This is a genomic window from Polyangiaceae bacterium (genome assembly GCA_020633205.1).
In the GTDB taxonomy this organism is placed as follows: domain Bacteria; phylum Myxococcota_A; class Polyangia; order Polyangiales; family Polyangiaceae; genus JAHBVY01.
In genome coordinates, this window is the sequence record JACKEB010000011.1 from 984,623 (window position 1) to 1,002,614 (window position 17,992).

At 65.0% G+C, this 17,992-nt stretch carries 14 protein-coding genes; 8 read left to right on the forward strand and 6 right to left on the reverse strand.

What is annotated here, in order from left to right:
• Positions 1-105 precede the first annotated feature (105 nt).
• The 4 genes from H6718_10890 to H6718_10905 all read left to right on the forward strand — a co-directional run bounded on the left by H6718_10890 (position 106) and on the right by H6718_10905 (position 7,388).
• A complete protein-coding gene (locus tag H6718_10890) occupies positions 106-4,527 on the forward strand; it encodes an HAD-IC family P-type ATPase (GenBank protein ID MCB9585894.1) in 4,422 nt (1,473 codons plus the stop codon).
• Positions 4,528-4,666: 139 nt separating this feature from the next.
• Positions 4,667-5,377: a hypothetical protein gene (locus H6718_10895; GenBank protein MCB9585895.1), complete on the forward strand. Its 711-nt coding sequence runs from the start codon at positions 4,667-4,669 to the stop codon at positions 5,375-5,377.
• Positions 5,378-5,519: 142 nt separating this feature from the next.
• Positions 5,520-5,954, forward strand: coding sequence for a hypothetical protein (locus H6718_10900; GenBank protein MCB9585896.1), 435 nt, complete (start codon positions 5,520-5,522; stop codon positions 5,952-5,954).
• Between the two features lie 63 nt (positions 5,955-6,017).
• Positions 6,018-7,388 (forward strand): hypothetical protein, encoded by a 1,371-nt coding sequence (locus H6718_10905; protein MCB9585897.1) that lies wholly within the window; start codon positions 6,018-6,020, stop codon positions 7,386-7,388.
• Here H6718_10905 and H6718_10910 read toward each other — a convergent pair.
• The gene (locus tag H6718_10910) at positions 7,375-9,507 is read right to left on the reverse strand and encodes a hypothetical protein (GenBank protein MCB9585898.1); all 2,133 of its coding nucleotides are present in this window, start codon (positions 9,505-9,507) and stop codon (positions 7,375-7,377) included. The genes H6718_10905 and H6718_10910 overlap by 14 nt on opposite strands.
• A 140-nt stretch (positions 9,508-9,647) precedes the next feature.
• Here H6718_10910 and H6718_10915 point away from each other — a divergent pair, with 140 nt between their 5' ends.
• A complete protein-coding gene (locus tag H6718_10915; protein ID MCB9585899.1) occupies positions 9,648-10,658 on the forward strand; it encodes a branched-chain amino acid transaminase in 1,011 nt (336 codons plus the stop codon).
• Positions 10,659-10,734: 76 nt separating this feature from the next.
• Here H6718_10915 and H6718_10920 read toward each other — a convergent pair whose 3' ends face one another.
• Complete coding sequence (locus tag H6718_10920; GenBank protein MCB9585900.1) at positions 10,735-11,064, reverse strand: TerB family tellurite resistance protein; 330 nt, start codon at positions 11,062-11,064, stop codon at positions 10,735-10,737.
• 13 nt (positions 11,065-11,077) lie between these two features.
• The gene (locus H6718_10925; protein ID MCB9585901.1) at positions 11,078-11,971 is read right to left on the reverse strand and encodes a hypothetical protein; all 894 of its coding nucleotides are present in this window, start codon (positions 11,969-11,971) and stop codon (positions 11,078-11,080) included.
• A gap of 426 nt (positions 11,972-12,397) precedes the next feature.
• Between H6718_10925 and H6718_10930 the strand changes: the two genes are divergently transcribed.
• Positions 12,398-13,411, forward strand: coding sequence for an alpha/beta hydrolase family protein (locus H6718_10930; GenBank protein MCB9585902.1), 1,014 nt, complete (start codon positions 12,398-12,400; stop codon positions 13,409-13,411).
• A 180-nt stretch (positions 13,412-13,591) separates the two neighbouring features.
• Positions 13,592-15,349, forward strand: a complete 1,758-nt coding sequence (locus H6718_10935) for a hypothetical protein (GenBank protein MCB9585903.1) — start codon at positions 13,592-13,594, stop codon at positions 15,347-15,349.
• On the opposite strand, the gene H6718_10940 is transcribed toward H6718_10935, so the two are convergent.
• Both H6718_10940 and H6718_10945 read right to left on the reverse strand, forming a co-directional pair.
• Positions 15,346-16,035 carry a DUF4328 domain-containing protein gene (locus tag H6718_10940; protein MCB9585904.1) on the reverse strand — a complete coding sequence of 230 codons (690 nt, stop codon included), beginning with the start codon at positions 16,033-16,035 and terminating at the stop codon, positions 15,346-15,348. The two genes, H6718_10935 and H6718_10940, sit on opposite strands and share 4 nt — an antisense overlap.
• Entirely contained in the window at positions 16,019-16,657 is a 639-nt protein-coding gene (locus H6718_10945; protein MCB9585905.1) for a DUF4328 domain-containing protein, read from the reverse strand. The genes H6718_10940 and H6718_10945 overlap by 17 nt, the downstream gene beginning before the upstream one ends.
• Before the next feature lie 20 nt (positions 16,658-16,677).
• On the opposite strand from H6718_10945, the gene H6718_10950 reads away from it, so the two are divergent.
• Positions 16,678-17,019 (forward strand): hypothetical protein, encoded by a 342-nt coding sequence (locus H6718_10950; protein MCB9585906.1) that lies wholly within the window; start codon positions 16,678-16,680, stop codon positions 17,017-17,019.
• Positions 17,020-17,064: 45 nt separating this feature from the next.
• Here H6718_10950 and H6718_10955 read toward each other — a convergent pair whose 3' ends face one another.
• Positions 17,065-17,901, reverse strand: coding sequence for a hypothetical protein (locus H6718_10955; protein ID MCB9585907.1), 837 nt, complete (start codon positions 17,899-17,901; stop codon positions 17,065-17,067).
• Positions 17,902-17,992: the final 91 nt, after the last annotated feature.

Here is a 17,992-nt window from a genome sequence, read left to right on the forward strand (position 1 = left end):
GGCTCAACGCCGCGCTGCGGCACTTGTGTTTGCACACCCCGGATTGTGACGCTGTCGATCGACTCGTATCGACGGCGTCAGACATCACCTGTAAGACTCGAGGTGATGCGATTTTCCGAGCTGCTGGGGTCAGCCGTTGCGCTTTTCAAGGATCGTTCTCGTCGCAGCTGGCTCAGCGACACCCGAGCGCACGTCGAATATCCCGAGCTTGGGCGTGAGGAGTTCAAGCGCTTCACGCAGGCGATCGAGCGACTCACTCAGGACGTTCAGCACCTCGAGTGGGCAGAGGTCAACCCTCACACCCGCCGCGTGGTGTTCGCCTTCGCGTCCAAGGCCTTCGGGCTCGAGGAGCTTGAAGGTTTGGTCCGCGAGGCGGAGCACGTCGCGCGCGTCGACGGCGCGCGCTTTGTCGAGAGCGAAGCCGCTCATCCCGCTGACGAAGAGCCTGCGACGCGGCTACTCATAGAAATCCTCGCGGATTTAACCGGCCTGGGGCTCGCGACCGCGGTGACGGTGTCTCCATTGAAGCCGTTCGTGGTCGGTTCGAGCTCTGCAGCCATCCTCAGCGTCCTCAAAGCGTCTCCGCGCCTGCGCCGAGGGATCGACGAGCGCCTCGGGCTCGAGCGCTCGGACCTGGTGTTGAACCTGGCGAGCGCGCTGGCGAGCGGTTTGGCGCAGCGCAAGGGTACCCAGCTCGTCGAGTTGAGCCACAAGCTGGCTGCGTTGCGAGAGGTTCGAGCCCGTCAACGCGCCTGGCAACGGAGACACCTAGAGCTCACCGCCGATCGTGCGGAGATCGACGTTGAACGTTCCCACGGCGATCCCCGTCCAGTTCCATTGCCGCGCGGACCCATCGAGGAGTACGCGGACCGCGCGTGGTTCGTCTCGCTGGGCGGTTTCGTATTGAGCTTCGTGACGACGCGCAACGTCCAGCGGGCGATCGCAGCCTTGTTCGGTGGCTTGCCCAAGCCCGCACGCCTCGGGCGCGAAGTGTTCTCTTCGGAGTTGGCGCGGGTGCTCAGCGGGCGCGGAATCGTGATCATGGATGCGACCGCCGTCCGCCGCCTGGATCGCGTGGACTGCTTGGTCGTTCAAGGGGATCTGGTCGCGAAAGACAAGTTCACCTTCGGTCGCGTGAAGAGCGACTCTCTAGAGACAGCGGAGGTCCGCGCTCAGGCGCGAGAGCTGTTCGACCCTGAAGCGCCGGTCGCCGTCCAGCGCTCTGGCGAGTGGCGCCTTGGCCCTCTGGGACTGCTCGACGCTGAGGCGACGACGGAGCAAGAAGAGCTGGCTGCCCAATGGGCGGACAAGGGCGCGCTGGTGCTCGCGCTGGCTAAGGGCGGCGAGGTACTCGCGCTAGCAGAGCTCGACATCGTGCCTCAGACCGGTGTCGAAGAGCTGATCTCCGCCGCGCACGCCGCGGAAATGCGCGTGGTGCTGACCCACGCCGACGAGAGCTCGCTCCAGGGGCTGAACGTTGACGACGTGATCACTACCGGCGAAGGCATGGTCGCTGGCGTGCGCCGTTTGCAGCGTGAGGGCCGTGTGGTGTGCCTTGTGGCTACTGAGAGCCGCGATGCACTGGCCGCCGCAGACGTTGGGATCGGCCTTTGCCGTGGTGACTCCAAGTTGCCTTGGGGTGCGCACATCATTTGCCGCGAGGATTTGAGCGATGTGCGGTTCTTGATCGAAGCTTGTCCCACGGCGCGTGCCGTCTCCAAGCAGAGCGTCAACGTCGCGCTTGGTGCGGCGACGCTGGGTGCGCTCGTCTCCGCCGGCGGCCTGCTCCCGCTCACGACCCGTCGCGTGCTGTTCGTCGTGAACACGGCCACCTTGATCTCGATGGCGAATGGCTTGCGCAACTCGTTTGCGCTCGAGCGTCGCGCCCTGCCGCCGCCTCGTGATCCCACGCCGTGGCACTCCTTGACCGCCGAAGGCACGCTAGCCCGACTTGGCTCGAGTTCGACTGGACTCGTCTTGCGGCAGGTGATGAACCGCAGGCGCCTCGACATCGAACCCCGCCCCGCCGCGGTCGAGCTGGTGGAGGCGATCACGGACGAGCTATTCAATCCGCTCGCGCCGCTGCTTGCTGCTGGCGCGGGACTGTCGGCGGTGGTCGGCTCCACCGCGGACGCCGTGATGGTCGGCGGCGTCGTGGGGTTGAACGCGCTGATCGGTGGCGTGCAGAAGTTCCGTACGGAACGCGCGATTCGAGACCTCGCGCGCACGGCGACTCGTCACGCTTTGGTGCGCCGAGGCGGTCAAACCAGCTACGTGAGCGCCCGCGAGTTGGTTCAGGGAGATGTCGTCTTGCTGCAGGCAGGCGATGTGGTGCCTGCGGATTGTCGCGTGATCGACAGCGAGTCCCTCGAGGTGGACGCTTCGGCGCTCACCGGTGAGTCGCTCCCGGTGGTGAAGGGCACCGGGGTCAACTTCGATGCACAGGTCGCTGATCGGCGCTCGATGCTCTACGCGGAGACGTCAATCGCTGCAGGCCGAGCGACGGCCGTGGTGGTTGCGTGTGGAGACGAGACGGAGGCGCGGCGTGGCGCTGCCGCTCGGAAAGATCGCGTCGGCGGTGTCGAGCAGCGGTTGCGTTCCTTGATGAGCTTGACCGGCCCCGTGGCTCTAGCCGCGGGTGCAGGTGTGGTCGGCGCTGGCATGTTGCGCGGCCGCCGGGTCGCCGACTTGGTCGACACTGGCGTGAGTCTCGCCGTTGGCGCGGTGCCTGAGGGCTTGCCGCTCCTGGCTACCGCTGCCCAGTTGGCGGCCGCGCGTCGCTTGAGTCAGCGCGGGGCGCTGGTACGAAACGTACGCAGCGTGGAAGCGCTCGGTCGCGTGAATGTGCTGTGCGTCGACAAGACCGGCACCGTCACCGAAGGTCAGGTCCGCCTCACGGCGCTTAGCGACGGCGACGAGCAGCAACCGCTCACCGGCGCGAGCGGCCCGCGCATCAAGGTGCTGGCCGCAGCGCTGCGTGCGACTCCGGATCGCCGCGCCGCGGCTGGGCGAAACGATCCGCTGGATGAGGCGCTGAACGACGCCGCGCGGCGCCTGGGCGTGGCTCGCGACTACGGCGCTGAAGGTTGGCGCAAGACTCACGAGCTGAGCTTCGAGGCCGGCCGCGGTTACCATGCGGTAACGAGCAGCGTGGAGGGCGGCGCGCTGCTCAGTGTGAAGGGTGCCCCAGAGGTGCTCCTCCCCGCGTGCACTCGCCGCTCGACGTCGGGGCAGAGCGTGCCTCTGGACGAGGTGACGGCGAAGCGCCTGAACGCTGAAGCCGAGCGTATGGCCCGCGCCGGGCTCCGCGTCATCGCGGTTGCAGAGCGCCGCGCGGGTACCGAGGACAACCTGGACGCTTCGCGACTCGTTGGGCTGAGCTTCCGCGGCTTCTTGGCGTTCTCCGACCCCGTGAGGGCGACCGCCGCGGAGGCGGTGGAAGGTCTCAAGCAAGCCGGGGTGAAGACGTTGATGATCACCGGCGACCATCCGTCGACCGCCGAAGCGATCGCCAAGGAACTCGATCTGCTGTCTCCCGACGGAACCATGACCGGCGCGGAGCTCGGCAACTTGACAGAGGAGGAACTCGACGCGCGCATCGGGAGGATCAGCGTCTTCGCCCGAGTTACCCCCTCACAGAAGGTGCGCATCGTGCGCGCTCTTCAGCGCGCGGGTAAGGTCGTGGCGATGGTCGGTGATGGCGCGAATGACGCGCCGGCGATTCGCTTGGCGGACGTGGGGATTGCGCTCGGCGAGCACAGCACCGCGGCGGCTCGTCGTGCAGCCGACGTGGTGGTAACCGACGAACGCATCGAGACGTTGGTTGACGCGATCGTGGAGGGGCGGGCGACCTGGGCGTCTGTGCGCGAAGCCGTCTCCATCCTGGTTGGTGGGAACCTGGGCGAGATCGGATTCACCCTCGGCGCGGGCCTGGTCGACGGCCGCCCACCGCTCAACGCACGTCAGTTGCTCCTGGTGAACTTGTTCACCGACGTAGTGCCTGCCATGGCGATTGCTCTGCGCCCGCCTTCCGCCGAGGTGTTATCGAGCCTTGCAAAGGAGGGGCCCGAAGCGTCACTCGGCAGCGCGCTGAACCGGGAGATCGCTTCACGCGCTGGTGTGACGGCGCTGGGAGCCGGTTCCGCGTGGTTAGTGGGACGATTCACCGGCTCTCAGGCGCGGGCGCGCACCATCGGCTTGGCGGCTCTGGTGGGGTCGCAGCTCGGTCAGACGATGCGCATCGGTGGCTACTCATCGCAGGTCGTGGCGACGAGCATGGGCTCCGCGTTGCTGCTTGCTTCGATCATTCAAACGCCGTTCGTCAGCCAGTTCTTTGGTTGCCGACCGATGGGGCCGGTTGCCTGGGCGACGGCAATCAGCGCGAGTGTCGCGGCGACCGGAGCTAGTGTGGCGTTCCCGCGTTATATGGCTGACATTGGGGACCGAATCCGCACGGAGTTCTCCGGGGTGTTGAACAACCCTGGCGTGCGTCTGCCCGGCTTTTCCCTCACCCCCAAACCCGCGTAGAAACACTTAGGCTGCGCAGGGTTACGCGGCATCGGGTGGTTTTTTGGGGGGGGAGAGCGCGCCGCTCGCGATGAGAGCCGGCGAAGAAAACCGCGCGCGAAACTTGGCCCGGGCGACAGACTTCTGGCTTAGGGGGGGCATGAAGCTACCGCTCATCGCCTGCTGTGCCGCATCTCTGTTGATCGTTGCTTGTGGGGGGGCGGCGACGCCCGCGCCCGAGGCTCCTAGCACCGATGCAGCAGGCGCCGCGGAGGAAGTCGCTCCGGAGACTCCGAGCGAAGACGCGATGCCGGCGGCCGACGCAGAGCCAGAGGCTCGAACGATGCAAGTAGGTGACTACTACGTGCAACGCTTCACCGGCACGTTCACCAAGGAGCCGATGACGCTGACGGAGCGGGTCATTGCGCGTGAGAAGCACGCCTTCGTCGTTGATTTTCGCCTGGAGCAAGGCAAACACGCGTCGACACTACGTCTCCGCGTGGATTCGAAGGACCCTCGCCGTATTCTTCAGGTGAGTGAGCTGAACGGCGAAAAGGAGTCTCCAGCGACCCTGGCTGCCTACGAGGCGCTGATGGCGCGCACCATGTTCGCTCCCGATGAGAATGAGGAGCAAGTGGCCAGCGAGAAGACGACCTGTATGCTGGGCGACGAGTCTGTCGACTGCCAGCGGACGGAGTACCGCGTACGCATCGGTGAGAAGTCCGCGAAGCTCAGCGTGACCACGAGCAAGTCGGCGCATGGGCGCGACCTGGGGGGCGAGGTGATGACCGAAGACGGCAAGCTGGTGTACCGCGCCCAGTTGATCGAGATGGGCCACGACACGAGCAGCTCCGACGTCGCGAGCCGCTGAGTTCACAGCCAGCTTCATTTGGCGAGGCGCCAGCACGTTGTGCTGAGCGCCTCGTTTGCGTTGGGGCTCCGGTGTAGGTGAATTCAGGGTCCATTCAAGGTGCGCTCAAGCTTCGCCTTTCGGCTTTCGCTAGCCTGGGGACATGACTCGTGGGCTTGGCCTAGGGCTGTTGGCGCTGTGTTTTGCGCTGGGCGGCTGCGATGGCGACGACACCAAGAAGAACGCAAAGAACGGCGGAGCCGGCGGTGGCATGGGGGTCGCAGGCGGCGAAACCGGTGGCAGCGCTGGAGTTGCCGGGCAGCCATCGGGAGGCACCGGGGGCATGGCAGGCAGCGGCGGGATGCCTAGTGGCGGCACCGGCGGTGCGGTCACCGGGGGCACCGGAGGTGTGGCAGGTACCGGCGGAGAGCCAGTCGTTCCTGGGGCGCCTGGGATGGGCATGACGAGCGCCGGCGCGCAGGTGTCCTCCCCGAACTACTCCGGAGTTGTGGTCCTCGGCGAAGCGCCCGGCGGCAACCGCGTGATGTCCAGCGCATCCTATCAGCTTCGCATGGGCCTGGTTGGCGCGACTCAGTGACGCGCACTTGATTCCGCGTGGCAATAAAGTACTCGACTTAGTGAAGGCAAAAGGAAGACTGCAATGAAACCCAAGCATTGTCTCGGCGCGTTGGCGCTTACGGGCGCCCTCGGCTTCAGCTCCATGGCGTCGGCTCAGGTTCCGATCGACTTGCTGACTCAGCAAGGACGCTTGTTCGACTCCGCTGGCGCGCCGATCAACGACACCCTGGACTTTACCTTCACCTTCTACGCTGACTCGGACGGCCTGACGCCGCTTTGGACCGAGACTCAGAGCGTAGCGCTGAGCGACGGCTTTTTCTCCGTGCAGCTTGGTAGCGTGACGCCTTTCCCAGCAGGGCTCTTCGATGGATCACTGATGTACCTCGGGGTGCAGGTTGGGAGTGACGCAGAAATGACGCCGCGACAGCCGGTGACCAGTGTGCCCTATGCATTGACGTGCGGAAATGCGATTGGCGACATCACCCCCCACACTGTGAGCGTCGGCGGGGGACTCGTGATCAACGAGTTTGGAGAGTGGGTGGGGCCGAGCAGCGGCTTGGTCGGTCCGACGGGGCCGATGGGGGCCACCGGGCCGGCTGGCGCCGCAGGACCGATGGGTCCGGCTGGACCGACCGGTACTGCGGGTTCAATGGGACCCACCGGCGCAATGGGACCCACCGGCGCAATGGGACCCACCGGCGCAATGGGACCCACCGGCGCAATGGGACCCACCGGCGCAATGGGACCCACCGGTGCGCGTGGCGCCACTGGGCCCATCGGAGCGCAGGGTCCAGCGGGAGCTCAAGGACCTGCAGGGCCAACGGGAGCGACCGGAGCCACCGGGGCCCGGGGTGCGACGGGCCCAGCTGGCCCGGCGGGAGCTCAGGGGCCTGCCGGAGCGATCGGCCCAACGGGTCCGCGAGGATTGCAGGGGCTCCAGGGACCGGCGGGAGCGACCGGGCCCCAGGGGCTACAGGGCCTGCAAGGCATCCAGGGGCCAACCGGGCCACGAGGCTTCCAGGGGCTCCAAGGCGTTCAGGGACCTCAGGGCATCATCGACATGGGCAGCGTGGAGGGTCCCATGACCCTCAGTAATCCCCAGAGGTTCGGACACGCCGTGTGGATCATGGCGCTCGGGAGCTTTTCGCTCACGGACCGGCAAGGGGTCTCAGTGAATATCCTTGCGGCAATGCGTCCGGATGCGCAGCAGAGCGTGGTCACCGGGGAGTTGTATCCGTGCTACCGCCCAAGGGGAGGCGGCTCGGCGACGCGCTTCGGCGTCTACAACTTGAACCAAGGAACTGCGCTCACCACTATTTCGACGACGGGTGTGCTGAAACTGGGCGTTGACGCCGACGTGGATGTGGGGATCTGCGGTGGCGCCTTCTCGGCGGATCTCGCCGTGTGGGTGGTGTACGCCGGTGGCAGTTACACCGTCTTCAACGCGCCTTAGGTTTCAGCCAGTAAAAGCCTAGCTCCACCGTGGCGACTCGGTCCGCGCCGAGTCGCCACGGAATCGCTTCGTGCTGGGCCGGCGTGAGCTCGAAGGTCTCCACCGGGACGAAGTCGAATCGCTGCCGTAGCGCTTCGAGCTCGCTGCGGTTCAAGCTCTCGGGCACCACTCCTGAGTCCATTTCCGTGCGAAAAAAACTGCGCTGGGAGACTCCCACGTAGACCAACGTCTGGGAGACGTCGTCGAGCGACTTCTTTCCTTCATCTCCTTCGTCGAGTCGCACCGGGTGCTTTGGTTCGCGTCCGAGCCTGTGTTCGCTTGCCAGGTATTCACCGACCGGGAATTGCAGCTCCAGCGGGTCGCCTTGCGGTTTCGCGTCGCCCTCCATCGGTTGGATGCGAGACGGCAACAGCAGCTGTGCGTGACGGGGAAGTCTCGGCAACACTGAAGAGATCGCAGCGAGCTCACGTTCAGCGACGCGACTGCCCGTGAGAAAGCGCCAGGACTCGCGTGCAAACGGTAGCGGCAGCAACAGCGCGAGCCCAAGCAAGGCCAGAGCGAGGCGTTCACGGTTTCGCTCGGCGGCTTTGCGCAACAGCCAAACGCTACCCACGCCGACGAACACCGCCGCGAACGTCTCGCCAATGAAGGCGTTGATCAGGCTGACGGGATAGTTCGTGCCGAGCGTCCTTCCGGCGTAGTTCGTCAGCGTCGGATGGGTGACGAGCGCCAGATAGCCGAGCGCCCAGAGTGAAGAACGGCGACGCGCGGCGACGACCAAGCCAACCAGCATCAACAAGCCGAGCGCCGGGGGTAGAAAGCGCGCGTCGAAGAACAGATGATACGCCCGAGGCTCGAGGTGAGGGTTGGCGCTCTGTGAGATTGCTGCGCGGAAAATGCTAATCGCTTCCAAGCTCAGGCCTGCCAAGAGGGCGACCGCCGGGAGCTGCCACGCTGAAGGGAGCCACCAGCGCGTGCCTTTGCGGACCATCGAGGGTCCGAGCCAGGCGAGGGGCAACGCAGTGAGCAGGACCAGATTCGAGTTCACGGCGAGGGACAGCAGGCAGGTCGCTGCGGCCCCAGCGAGAAGGCGGTTTGCGCGGGAACCGCGCTGGGTTTCAGCTGTCGCGAGCCCGGCGCCAAACAGGCAGACCAAGACATAGGGCCACGGCGTGCCCGCGACGGCGACCCGGATCCAAAGTGGGTTCAGACACATCGCGGCCAGCGCACACAGCCCCGCGCGCCGCGCGTCATTCGGAGTCCAACCCAGCGCGAGCAGGGACCCGATGAGCCACTGGCGAGCGAGCAGGGCCGCGAACAGCGAAGCCACCAGGGTGAACCGACAGAGGTTCCTTACCCCATAGGGGAAGGTATGCAGCAGCGGGCCATAGGCCTTGAAGAAACCGGGGACCCAGCCTGGGCCGGCGGGATCCCGGGAGCAGTCCAAAGACCAAGCGCAGTCCGCTCGAGCGACGTAGCTGTTGTGTTCGTGCAGCGGCAGCGCAGCGGTCAATGCGAGAGCGATCAGCGTGGCAGCTAGGCACAGAGAAGCACCTACGAGCAGCTCTCGACGACGCGCTCTCCAGTCTATTTCCTTGAGGCAACGAACGGAGTGGGCGACCAGCCAGCCAAGCCCGAACAGCATGACCGCGACCCACAAGGCGCGAGGCGGACCTTGAGACTTCGGCGAGTCGGGAGCGACTGTTGGCTGAACGTCCGTCCAAACCGTGTCGCGCGCGTTATCTCGCTCCAGCGCGAGCGCCTCCGCAGAGCTTTTCCAGCGTGCCTGTTGAGCGTCGCTGCAAGCAGCGCTGCCGCACTTCAGCACCACGCCAGGCGCTAACTCGTTCTCTACCCAGCGCTGAGCGTGGACGACGAGCTCCACGTCGTCTGGTGCCGTCAGCATCACGCGCACCACGTCGTACTCGATGCGGATGTCGTACTTCAGCTTCTCGTCTGGCGTCGCTTCTCCGGCATCGAGCGCCCGCTGCACCAGCGCGAGCACGATCGCCTCGCGCCCTGGCGGGATCACCTCGGCACTTCGCGCGACGCCAGGCGCGAATAGGATCAGCGCGGCGAGCGCTGCGCCCCAGAGCCACGCAGCTGTGCGCCCCGCCATACCAGGCTCATACCGAGAGTCGGCGGTGCTTGTCAGCTGCGATTGGGGCACGCCCGGAATGCTTGACGATTGCAGCGCGCAGCTAGCAGTCGCGTGAGCGGGATTGACCTCTCGCAGTTTTGAGAGTGATTCTCGGGGGGATGACTCCCGTGGAAAACGCGCTCGACGAATGGCCCAGCTTCACCATGGTTCCTGAGGACGACACCCTGCCGTTGTCCAAGCGGCCCTCAGGGCAGACGCTCTCGCGGCATATCTGGTGGGATGGGGAGCTGCGTGAGGCAGAGCCCATGAGCGTTCACTACTACTCCAACGCTCTGCACTACGGAACCGCAGTGTTCGAAGGCATTCGCTGTTACCCCACGGATAAGGGGCCGGCGTTGTTCCGCTTGAAGGAGCACATCCAACGCTTGCTTCACTCGGCGCGACTGTACGGCATGGTGGTGCCTTTCTCCGAGCAGCAGCTGGTGGATGGCGCTGTCGCCGTGACCCGTGAGAATCAAATCGAAAACGGCTACCTGCGCCCCTTGGCGTTCTTCGGTCCTGGCCCCATCGACTTGAAGCCAAAGCGGGAGTGCCCAGTGCGCGCCTTCATTGCCGCGCGGGAGCTTGGATCATTTTTGGGGGAGGGTGCGCTGCGGAACGGGATTCGCGTGACGGTATCTTCCTGGCGCAAGTTCCATCACACCATGCTGCCGACCATGGCCAAGGCGAGTGGTCACTACGCAAACTCGGTGCTCGCGGCTCACGAGGCCCTTGATCGGGGTTATGACGACGCGCTGCTGTTGAACCACGATGGCACCGTCTCGAGCGCCACCGGCGAGAACGTCTTCTTCGTGCGCCACGGCCACCTCTACACGAACGACGAGAGCTCCTCGATCGTCCCTGGGATCACCCGCGACACCGTGTTGAAGCTCGCTCAGGAGCTTCAGGTGCCGGTCACCGTCAAGTCTTTCACCCGGGAAGAGATGCTCCGCGCCGACGAGGTCTTCCTGACGGGCACGGCGGCGGAGGTCACCCCAGTGCGTGAGATTGACGGCATCGAGTTCCGCACCGGCAAAAAGACGTTCGGCGCGACCTTCCAGCGCGCCTATCTCCGCGTCGTCACCGGCAAGACAGCCGAGCACGCCGGCTGGCTGACCCACGTCAACTGAGCTGTTGTTCCAAGTCGGTTTGGGCTGACGGCGGTGCCGCCGTCGGCCGCCCGGCGCGGGTCGGCCGTTCAGCGCGTCAAGCGCCCAGCGCGGTCTTCAGTGCGTCGAGGGAGGCGCGCTCGTCTTCGTCGACATCGCCGTCGACGTACATCACTGCGCGCACGGCCTCGATGAAGATCCGCTTGTGTTCCGCAGGGATCAGCTTCGGATCGACGCTCTCGGGAGACGGCGCCGTGATAAGCCAGTCCTCCACCTGGGCTGTCTCCTCTTCGCCCAGCTCGAACTTCTCGAGCAGGTTGCGCACGAAGCGCTCCTCGGCCTCTTTCAGCTCGAGATCCGCCCAGGCAAACGCGCACACGAAGCGCAATAAAAGGAGACGTGCTTCGGAGTCCAGCTTGTCGAACATCGCGCCCAGCGTATCAGTTTTCTGGCGGGTCGGCGCTCGACTTACACAGCGGGATCGGGGACACACCCGCCAAGCTGTGGCCCTTCAAGTGGACGAGCGCTGGGGGAAACGCCACCGCGATCAGCGCGTCTTTCGCCTCAGTGGGGGCAGGCCCTTTCGGCCACACTTGGGTCGCCACCACCTCGCTCGGATCCTCGGGTAGCTCCCCGGGCAGCGTTGGACCGAGCCTCGTTTCCCCAGTGTCCACGTCCACGAACTTGACCTGCTTCTCGTCGAGTATGGTGAAGGTCGAACCCCCCAAAGGGGCTACGCTCCCGCGATATCCATACAAGCGTTCCCACTCACCGGTGTTTGGATCCACCAGCAAGGTATGCCCGGCGGGACCGCAGCAGAGGATCGCCGAGAGGATGGCGAACCTGCCAGGCCAGATCGCATACCAGTCTCCAAAGTCCGCATAGAACGACCGTGGGGATAGCCGGGTCGTGATGACATCTAGCTTGGGATAGTTGAGGACCCATGTTCGCACGTGGGCGTCGTCACCGATGTACTCGAAGGCCAGCAGCAGCGCACGGCTCCGGTCGGCGGAGAGCGCTACGGTCGGGAGGATGCCGGGGGTCGGTTGGATCGAGGCTGGCAGCGGGCGGCACTCTTCTGAAACGTTCGTGCACAGATTGAGCGCGCCATCCTTCTCACGGATGTTGAGCCTCCGGTCGTCGTCTACGGTGTGACTGATGAAACCGAGTTGTTCGGAGAGTTGCTGGTCATTTTCTATGCGGAGAATAGACCCGTGCGTGTCGAAGAACACGCAGCTCGTGGCGTCTGCCCCGCCTCCGCCGTAGCACGCCCAAATCTCACGATCACTCGCCCCGGCGGCAAGCAGCGGCTCGTTGGCTTTGGTCGCGTCCATGCAGGCCACGCGGCCCGGAAGTTCTGGTGCGGTGGCTTCCCTCGGTGCCTCTCGACCCGGCTCCCTGGTCGCGCTTGCTGCAAGTGGGGCTGGCTGCGGCGCGGTACCGGTAGCGCTGGGTGCACAACACGGCAATAGCGAGAGTAGTCCCATCAACCTAGTGCGAATGACCGAGTGGCTCATATGTATCCCCGGGGAACTCAAAAGCGTAACCCAACACCGCCTCGCTTTGAATCTCGATCCGCCGAGTCCGCTTCGAGCTGACCTGTTCTTCCAGCGGTCGCGCGATACCGCGCGTCGCTCCTCTCCCCGCTCTCCTCTCTCCGCTCTCCCGAACAGGCTGGATGCCCATGAAGCGCCGGAAATTTTGCCTGGTTTCGCTGATTCTTGGGGCAGATTGCGCCGCTTGGGGTAGACCACGGCGACATGGGATACGGCAGGAATATCGACCAAGTCGTGGGCGGGATGAGCCGCTTGCTCCACATCCGGGGCGCCAAGCAAAACACGCTCCCGGACCTGGATCCGTACCTAGACAACGAGCCGGGGGAGCTCTTTCCGGAGCCGCCTCCGATCACCGACATGAAGGTCGAGCGCCGCCTGGTCGACAAGGCGCTGCGCACCAGCACCTTGAGCTGGACCAGCTCCCACGAGGTGCTGTGCCCGAAGTACGCGAGGCGCCACCGCGGGGAGTACAAGCGCAACCTCACGGCTTGGGCCCGCTGGATCCGTCCGGAAAAGCAGGTGCGCCCCACCTGCTTGATCTACGTCCACGGTTGGCTCGAGCCCGGCTCCTGGGTCGAGGAGGCAACGCTGTTTCGCGCGTGGACCAAGGAGCTGCCCATCGACATTGTGCATGTGTCGTTGCCGTTCCACGGAAAGCGAAACCCACGCGGCGCTCTCTTCAGTGGCGAGTACTTCTGGACCGCTGATCTCGTCCGTTCGATGGAGGGTGTGCGCCAGGCGGTGTGCGACACGCGCTCCCTGATGGACTGGCTGCGCGGTCACGGCTACGAGCGTGTGGGCGTCACGGGCATCAGCTTGGGTGGTGCGTTGACCATGATCACGGGCTGTGTGGACCCGCTGCCAGATTTCATCATTCCAATCATCGGTCACCTCGAGCTGCAAGACGCCGTGGAACACGCGCCGATTCTCTGGCGCATGAAGCATGACCTGGAGAAGTGGGGCATCGACCACGCGGCGCGCACCAAGCTCTTCGAGCGCCTGCGGATCACGAACTACCAGCCGAAGCTCGAGCGGCACAAGCAGCTCTGGATCGAAGCTCGGGAGGATGTGTACATCGACGCGAAGATGGTCGAGAAGCAGTGGGAGCGCTGGAACAAGCCGCCCATCTTTTGGATCGACGGCGGGCATATGAGCTTCCCTCTGGCGGTGCCTGCGATGACCGAGCGAATCAGTCAATTCCTCGAGGAATCAAAGTAGTCGCACGGCCGCAGGGGCAGCTTGCCCCTGTGTGTCTCCGCGCGCCCCGAAGGAGGGCCGTGGTCAGTTTTTCCTGTTTTGGGGGTGAGATTCCATCCGGGAAGGCTGCATACCTGAGCTTTTTTCAGCTCGCTGGCTGCGTCCTTGTGCTGCGGCGCGCTCGCCACGAAACTCGTCGCCATGAGCCATTCCCGTAGGCAATTTGTCCAACTGGTCGGTTTGGCGGCGCTCGGCTGCTCTTCGGATGAGGGCACAGGCTCCGGGTCCGGTGGTGCCGGCGGGTCCGGTGGTGCCGGAGGGAACGGCGGCAGCGGAGGAGCCGATGCGGGCGTCGACGCTGCCCACGACGCGGCTGCTGGGGCTGGTGGCGACGCGGGTGTGGACGCCGGACCTCCAGTTGGCGCGATCGATGGCAGCCCCTGGGGGATCGCGACCTCTCACTCGTCGTCCTTCAACTTGGGTTGGCTCTCGACCATCTCAGCCGCTGGCTTCGAGTGCATCCGCGGATTCGACCGCGCAAACACCGATGCTCGCTTGAAGGACGCCGCAGCGCTTGGAGTCGAGAGCACGGGCATCTTGGCGATGGGAGGTAGTTTCCCTGCGGATGATATCGCTGGCTGGAAAGCGTACATCAAGGGGCTACTGACGGAGGCTGCCGGTCGCGTGAAGTACTGGGAGGTGTGGAACGAGCCACCCAACTTCTCCACCGACAAGACACCCGAGAGCTATGGCGCGATCGTGAAGGCGGCGTACGAAGAGGTGAAAGCCTTCGATCCGACCCTCCAGGTTGGGTTGTGCGCTGCCAGCGTTCATCTGAACTTCCTTGATCAGGCTCTGCTCGCTGGCGCGGCTGACCACTTCGACTACGTCACGCTTCACCCCTACGAGACGCTGGGCCTCGTGGACCGCGGCTTCGAGGCGCAATTCATGGCGACCGTGCCGGCGGTGCGCAAGTTGCTCGCTGCGCGCAGTGCCGCGCGGAAGGACGTGCCGGTGATCTTCACGGAGCTTGGGGAGCCGGTGCAAAACGGCATCACACCGGAACATCAGGCGGACACCTTCATCAAATCCTACGTGCTGAGCCTGGCTCAAGGCGTGGCTCGCATTCACTGGTTTGAAGGCATCGACGGCGACTCGGGACCATTCGGCTTGATCGCCCAGGGCGGTGCTCCGCGGCCCAGTTTGACCGCGGCGACGTCCCTCATCGCCGAGCTCGGGAGCCGCCCGAAGTATCACGGCTGGGTGTTGCTGAACGATACCCACTACGGCTTCGTCTTCGACAGCGCCAAAGGCGGCCGCGCGCTGGTCGCGTGGGCGCGACCTGGCGTGACTGAGAGCGTCGACCTCGGTGAGGTGGTGATGCTCGTCGAGCCAAACACCGGCGCCGAGAGCATGGCGATGTCCATGAGCCTCGGGGCTAGCCCACGCATCGTCCGCGGCGCACTCAGTGGGTTGCTCAGCCAGGCGCAGCAGAACAGGAGCAAGCCGTTTCCTTGGGAAGGGGACTACAGCGCAGCCTCGGGCGTCGAGCTCAGCGCCGCGGGCGGTGAGCTAGGGTTGCACCTGTTAGCCTCACCCCCGATCACGAATGTGTTTGGGGAGGCTGCTTTTGACCTGAGTCAGGGTGCAGCGTACTCCGTGTGCGTGGACCCGAACTTCATGCTGTATGACACGTTGCCCATCCTTATCCGTGCGGTAGTTAGGCGGCTGAACGCCGGGACCAACGCGGGCTTCAACGTCAAGTATGAGTCGACCACCGGCACTCACGGGACGAACGGCTGGAATACGGTGCCCGCGGCAGACCAGTGGCATGAGCTGACGTGGGACATCGACGACGCGCAGTTCGTTGGCAAGTGGGGCTATCACCTGTCCCTCGACTCCGACTCGACGGCGAACAGCGGCTACGCGCTCCGCTCCCTGCGCGTGGAGAAGCGCTAGATCAAACCGCGGGTGGGTAGCTTCGCTTTGGCGCGCATGCCCATCTCGAGGTTCCAAAATACGCGGAACGCGCAAACACAAGCGACGACGCCAAAGAACCCGCCGAGCACCAGGCAGAGCACCAGGATCAGTAGCGAAGGCCCGTGCAGGGAGAACCATGCGGCGATGTAGAACCCGATGGCGACGAGCCACGCGTTCCACCACACCGCCAGGGCACCGGCGTACTTGTCTTCTTCGCCGAGACCTTCGGCAAGCTCCTTGGCTAGCCGCGTTGGTTGCCACGCGGCAAAAGGTGGAATGAATGCCAGCGCCGCCGCACCAGGTGCTCTGGTGGGCGACTTCAAACTCAAGGCGTGGGCGTTCTTCGTCAGGTGCTGGAAGAACGGGAGCACCGCCCCGAGCCCAAGCAGCAACCCAAGTGCGTGACAAGGCACCGCCAAGCCCGCCAAGTAGATCGCCCGAACTGGAAAAATGTACAGCTCAACGAAGTGGAGCACGCCGAAGACCCCAACCACGCCCACCGCCAGGTGGCCGACGCCCGTGAGCACCACCGCCAAGCGCGCCCCCCAACCCGCCCGCGTCGGTTCGAAGGCAGGCCGCTCGAGGACTGGCGGCGCCTCCTCAGTCTCAGGCGCAGCGTAGGGATTCTGCGCGGAATCCAGCGGTCGATCAGGCTTGCGGCTCACCACGCACTCTCGCCAGGACGCTGCGCTCGATGTCCCGAAACACACTGAACGCAAACACGCTGGAGATGACGCCGCAGATCGAGCCGGCGATCAAGCACGGCTCGAACCAAGAGATCACCGCGAGCACATGGAACGCGACGGCGATCCAAAACAGCGGCCACCACAGAAGGAGCGCCACGTGATAGCGCTCCTCCGTTTCGAAGGCCTTCATGAGCTCGCGCGACGTGGTCGCGGGACTAAACGAGCCGACGGGAAAGAGCAGGCTCACGAGGAAGTGAGCGCTCGTCGGCGCGCGCTCAGTGAGCCCAAGCGCGTAGGCGTTCTTCGCATGCGCGTGGAGGAAGGGGACCACGCCCAACACGCTCAGTCCGAGTGCAACGAGTGAGAACATTGCGCCGAACTCCAGCAGGTTCTGCCCGAGCTCGGTGACCCACGCCGGAGACTCCGGGATTAGAAACGCGGCTCCCAAGCCGACAAGGAGTTCAGCGCAGCCGAAGACCGCCGCGCCGCCAAGCGCCACGCCGCCGAAGCCCGTCGTCTGAAAGCGCAGGACGGGCGGAGCCTCCTCGGCCTCGGGTGCGGCGTACGGATTCTGCATCAGCCCGAGTTCAGAGCTTAGCAAGCTTCGGCTACGCTTGCCGTGTGGTTCGAGCGCTGAATACGCCAACTGATCCAGAGCTAGCGAACTTATCGCTTCGGCTGGCGCTTGAGTGGGGCGAAGACTGGCTCGTGCCCATTCAGGAGCGCCTCTCACAGATCCGTCCGGATCTAACACAGGCGCAGCTCGATGATTGTCAGGCGGACGCGAAGCGCGTCTTCGACCACGCGCTGAAGCTCGGTCGCGAAGCCCTGAAGCGCCACGGCTTGGAGGGGAGCGCAGCCGCGGATGCAAGCCGCCAAGCGTTGCTAGAAGCTTTCCCGTGGCTCGACGAGGCGAACCTCAGTCGCCTGGTGTCCCAGAGCCTCTACTACGCGCTCAAGTAGGCGCGACCGCTGAAATCGCCGCGTGCGGGTTTGGGGGTGAGGGAACTACAGCGTCCAGCCGAGGTTGAGGTTGGCCATCGGGAGCCAGGTCGAGGCATCTTCGCTCGCGCTACCGAGCTGCGGGTGCTCGGCAGTCACTTCCGCGAGGACACGGGTGAAGCCGCCTTGAATGATCAGCGTGAAGCCAGCGGTCGTGATGCCCTTGTAGCCGATGAGGCCGCTCAGTAGGGTGCCGCGCCCGCTACCCTTGACTCCGGGCTCCGGCTCACCCTCACCTGAAAATCGGAAGACTTCGCCGGTGATGGCCAGGCCATCGAAGGCGCTGGAGTAGATGTTCAGTTGGCCACCGTACTCCCATACGGTGTAGTCGGTGCCGTCGACCGTAAAGTTGCCGCGCCCCAGTACCCCCGCGATCCCAACGTGGTCGAAGGGGCGCAGCTCCAGCGTGCCCTCGGCAAGCGGCCCGATCAGGTGAAGTAGGCTCAGGGAGATGCTCACGCTGGACGGTCCGCGCTTCGCATCGTCAGGCTCAGGAGTGGCGCCGGGCTGATCCGCGACCGGACCTTGAGCTGGCGCTTGCTGCCATTGCTGGGTCGGTTGTCCCGAGTAGCTGCTCGCCGAGTAGTCCGTGTACCCGCTGCCTGAGGATCCCTGGGGATACGCGTAGCCGGAGTAGTAGTTCGCCGGGGGAGGCGCTGCGGCGGGAGCCTGAGGTGCCGGCGATTGAGTTGCCGCCCGGGGAGCGAAGCTCTGTGAACTCGGCTCGGGCGCCGCGCTGGGCTCGGGCAGGGGGTAGCTCCGGGTTGGTTCTGCCAGTGCAACGCTGGAGGCTAGCAAGCTCGCCGTTCCGAGCAGCACGGTGACCAGGGACGGGAGGCGCATCTGCATAGTCTTCGGCTGGGACTACGGCCGCGCGAGCCCTTGGCTTGAATCTGAGTGCTCAGATTTGGCCGAGGGTTCCGCCTTTCTCGTG

Coding starts and splice junctions, on each gene's coding strand:
- H6718_10905 (MCB9585897.1), top strand. CDS start 6,018: ATGAAACCCAAGCATTGTCTCGGCGCGTTGGCGCTTACGGGCGCCCTC.
- H6718_10910 (MCB9585898.1), bottom strand. CDS start 9,507: ATGGCGGGGCGCACAGCTGCGTGGCTCTGGGGCGCAGCGCTCGCCGCG.
- H6718_10935 (MCB9585903.1), top strand. CDS start 13,592: ATGAGCCATTCCCGTAGGCAATTTGTCCAACTGGTCGGTTTGGCGGCG.
- H6718_10900 (MCB9585896.1), top strand. CDS start 5,520: ATGACTCGTGGGCTTGGCCTAGGGCTGTTGGCGCTGTGTTTTGCGCTG.
- H6718_10890 (MCB9585894.1), top strand. CDS start 106: ATGCGATTTTCCGAGCTGCTGGGGTCAGCCGTTGCGCTTTTCAAGGAT.
- H6718_10925 (MCB9585901.1), bottom strand. CDS start 11,971: ATGGACGCGACCAAAGCCAACGAGCCGCTGCTTGCCGCCGGGGCGAGT.
- H6718_10915 (MCB9585899.1), top strand. CDS start 9,648: ATGACTCCCGTGGAAAACGCGCTCGACGAATGGCCCAGCTTCACCATG.
- H6718_10920 (MCB9585900.1), bottom strand. CDS start 11,064: ATGTTCGACAAGCTGGACTCCGAAGCACGTCTCCTTTTATTGCGCTTC.
- H6718_10895 (MCB9585895.1), top strand. CDS start 4,667: ATGAAGCTACCGCTCATCGCCTGCTGTGCCGCATCTCTGTTGATCGTT.
- H6718_10930 (MCB9585902.1), top strand. CDS start 12,398: ATGGGATACGGCAGGAATATCGACCAAGTCGTGGGCGGGATGAGCCGC.
- H6718_10955 (MCB9585907.1), bottom strand. CDS start 17,901: ATGCGCCTCCCGTCCCTGGTCACCGTGCTGCTCGGAACGGCGAGCTTG.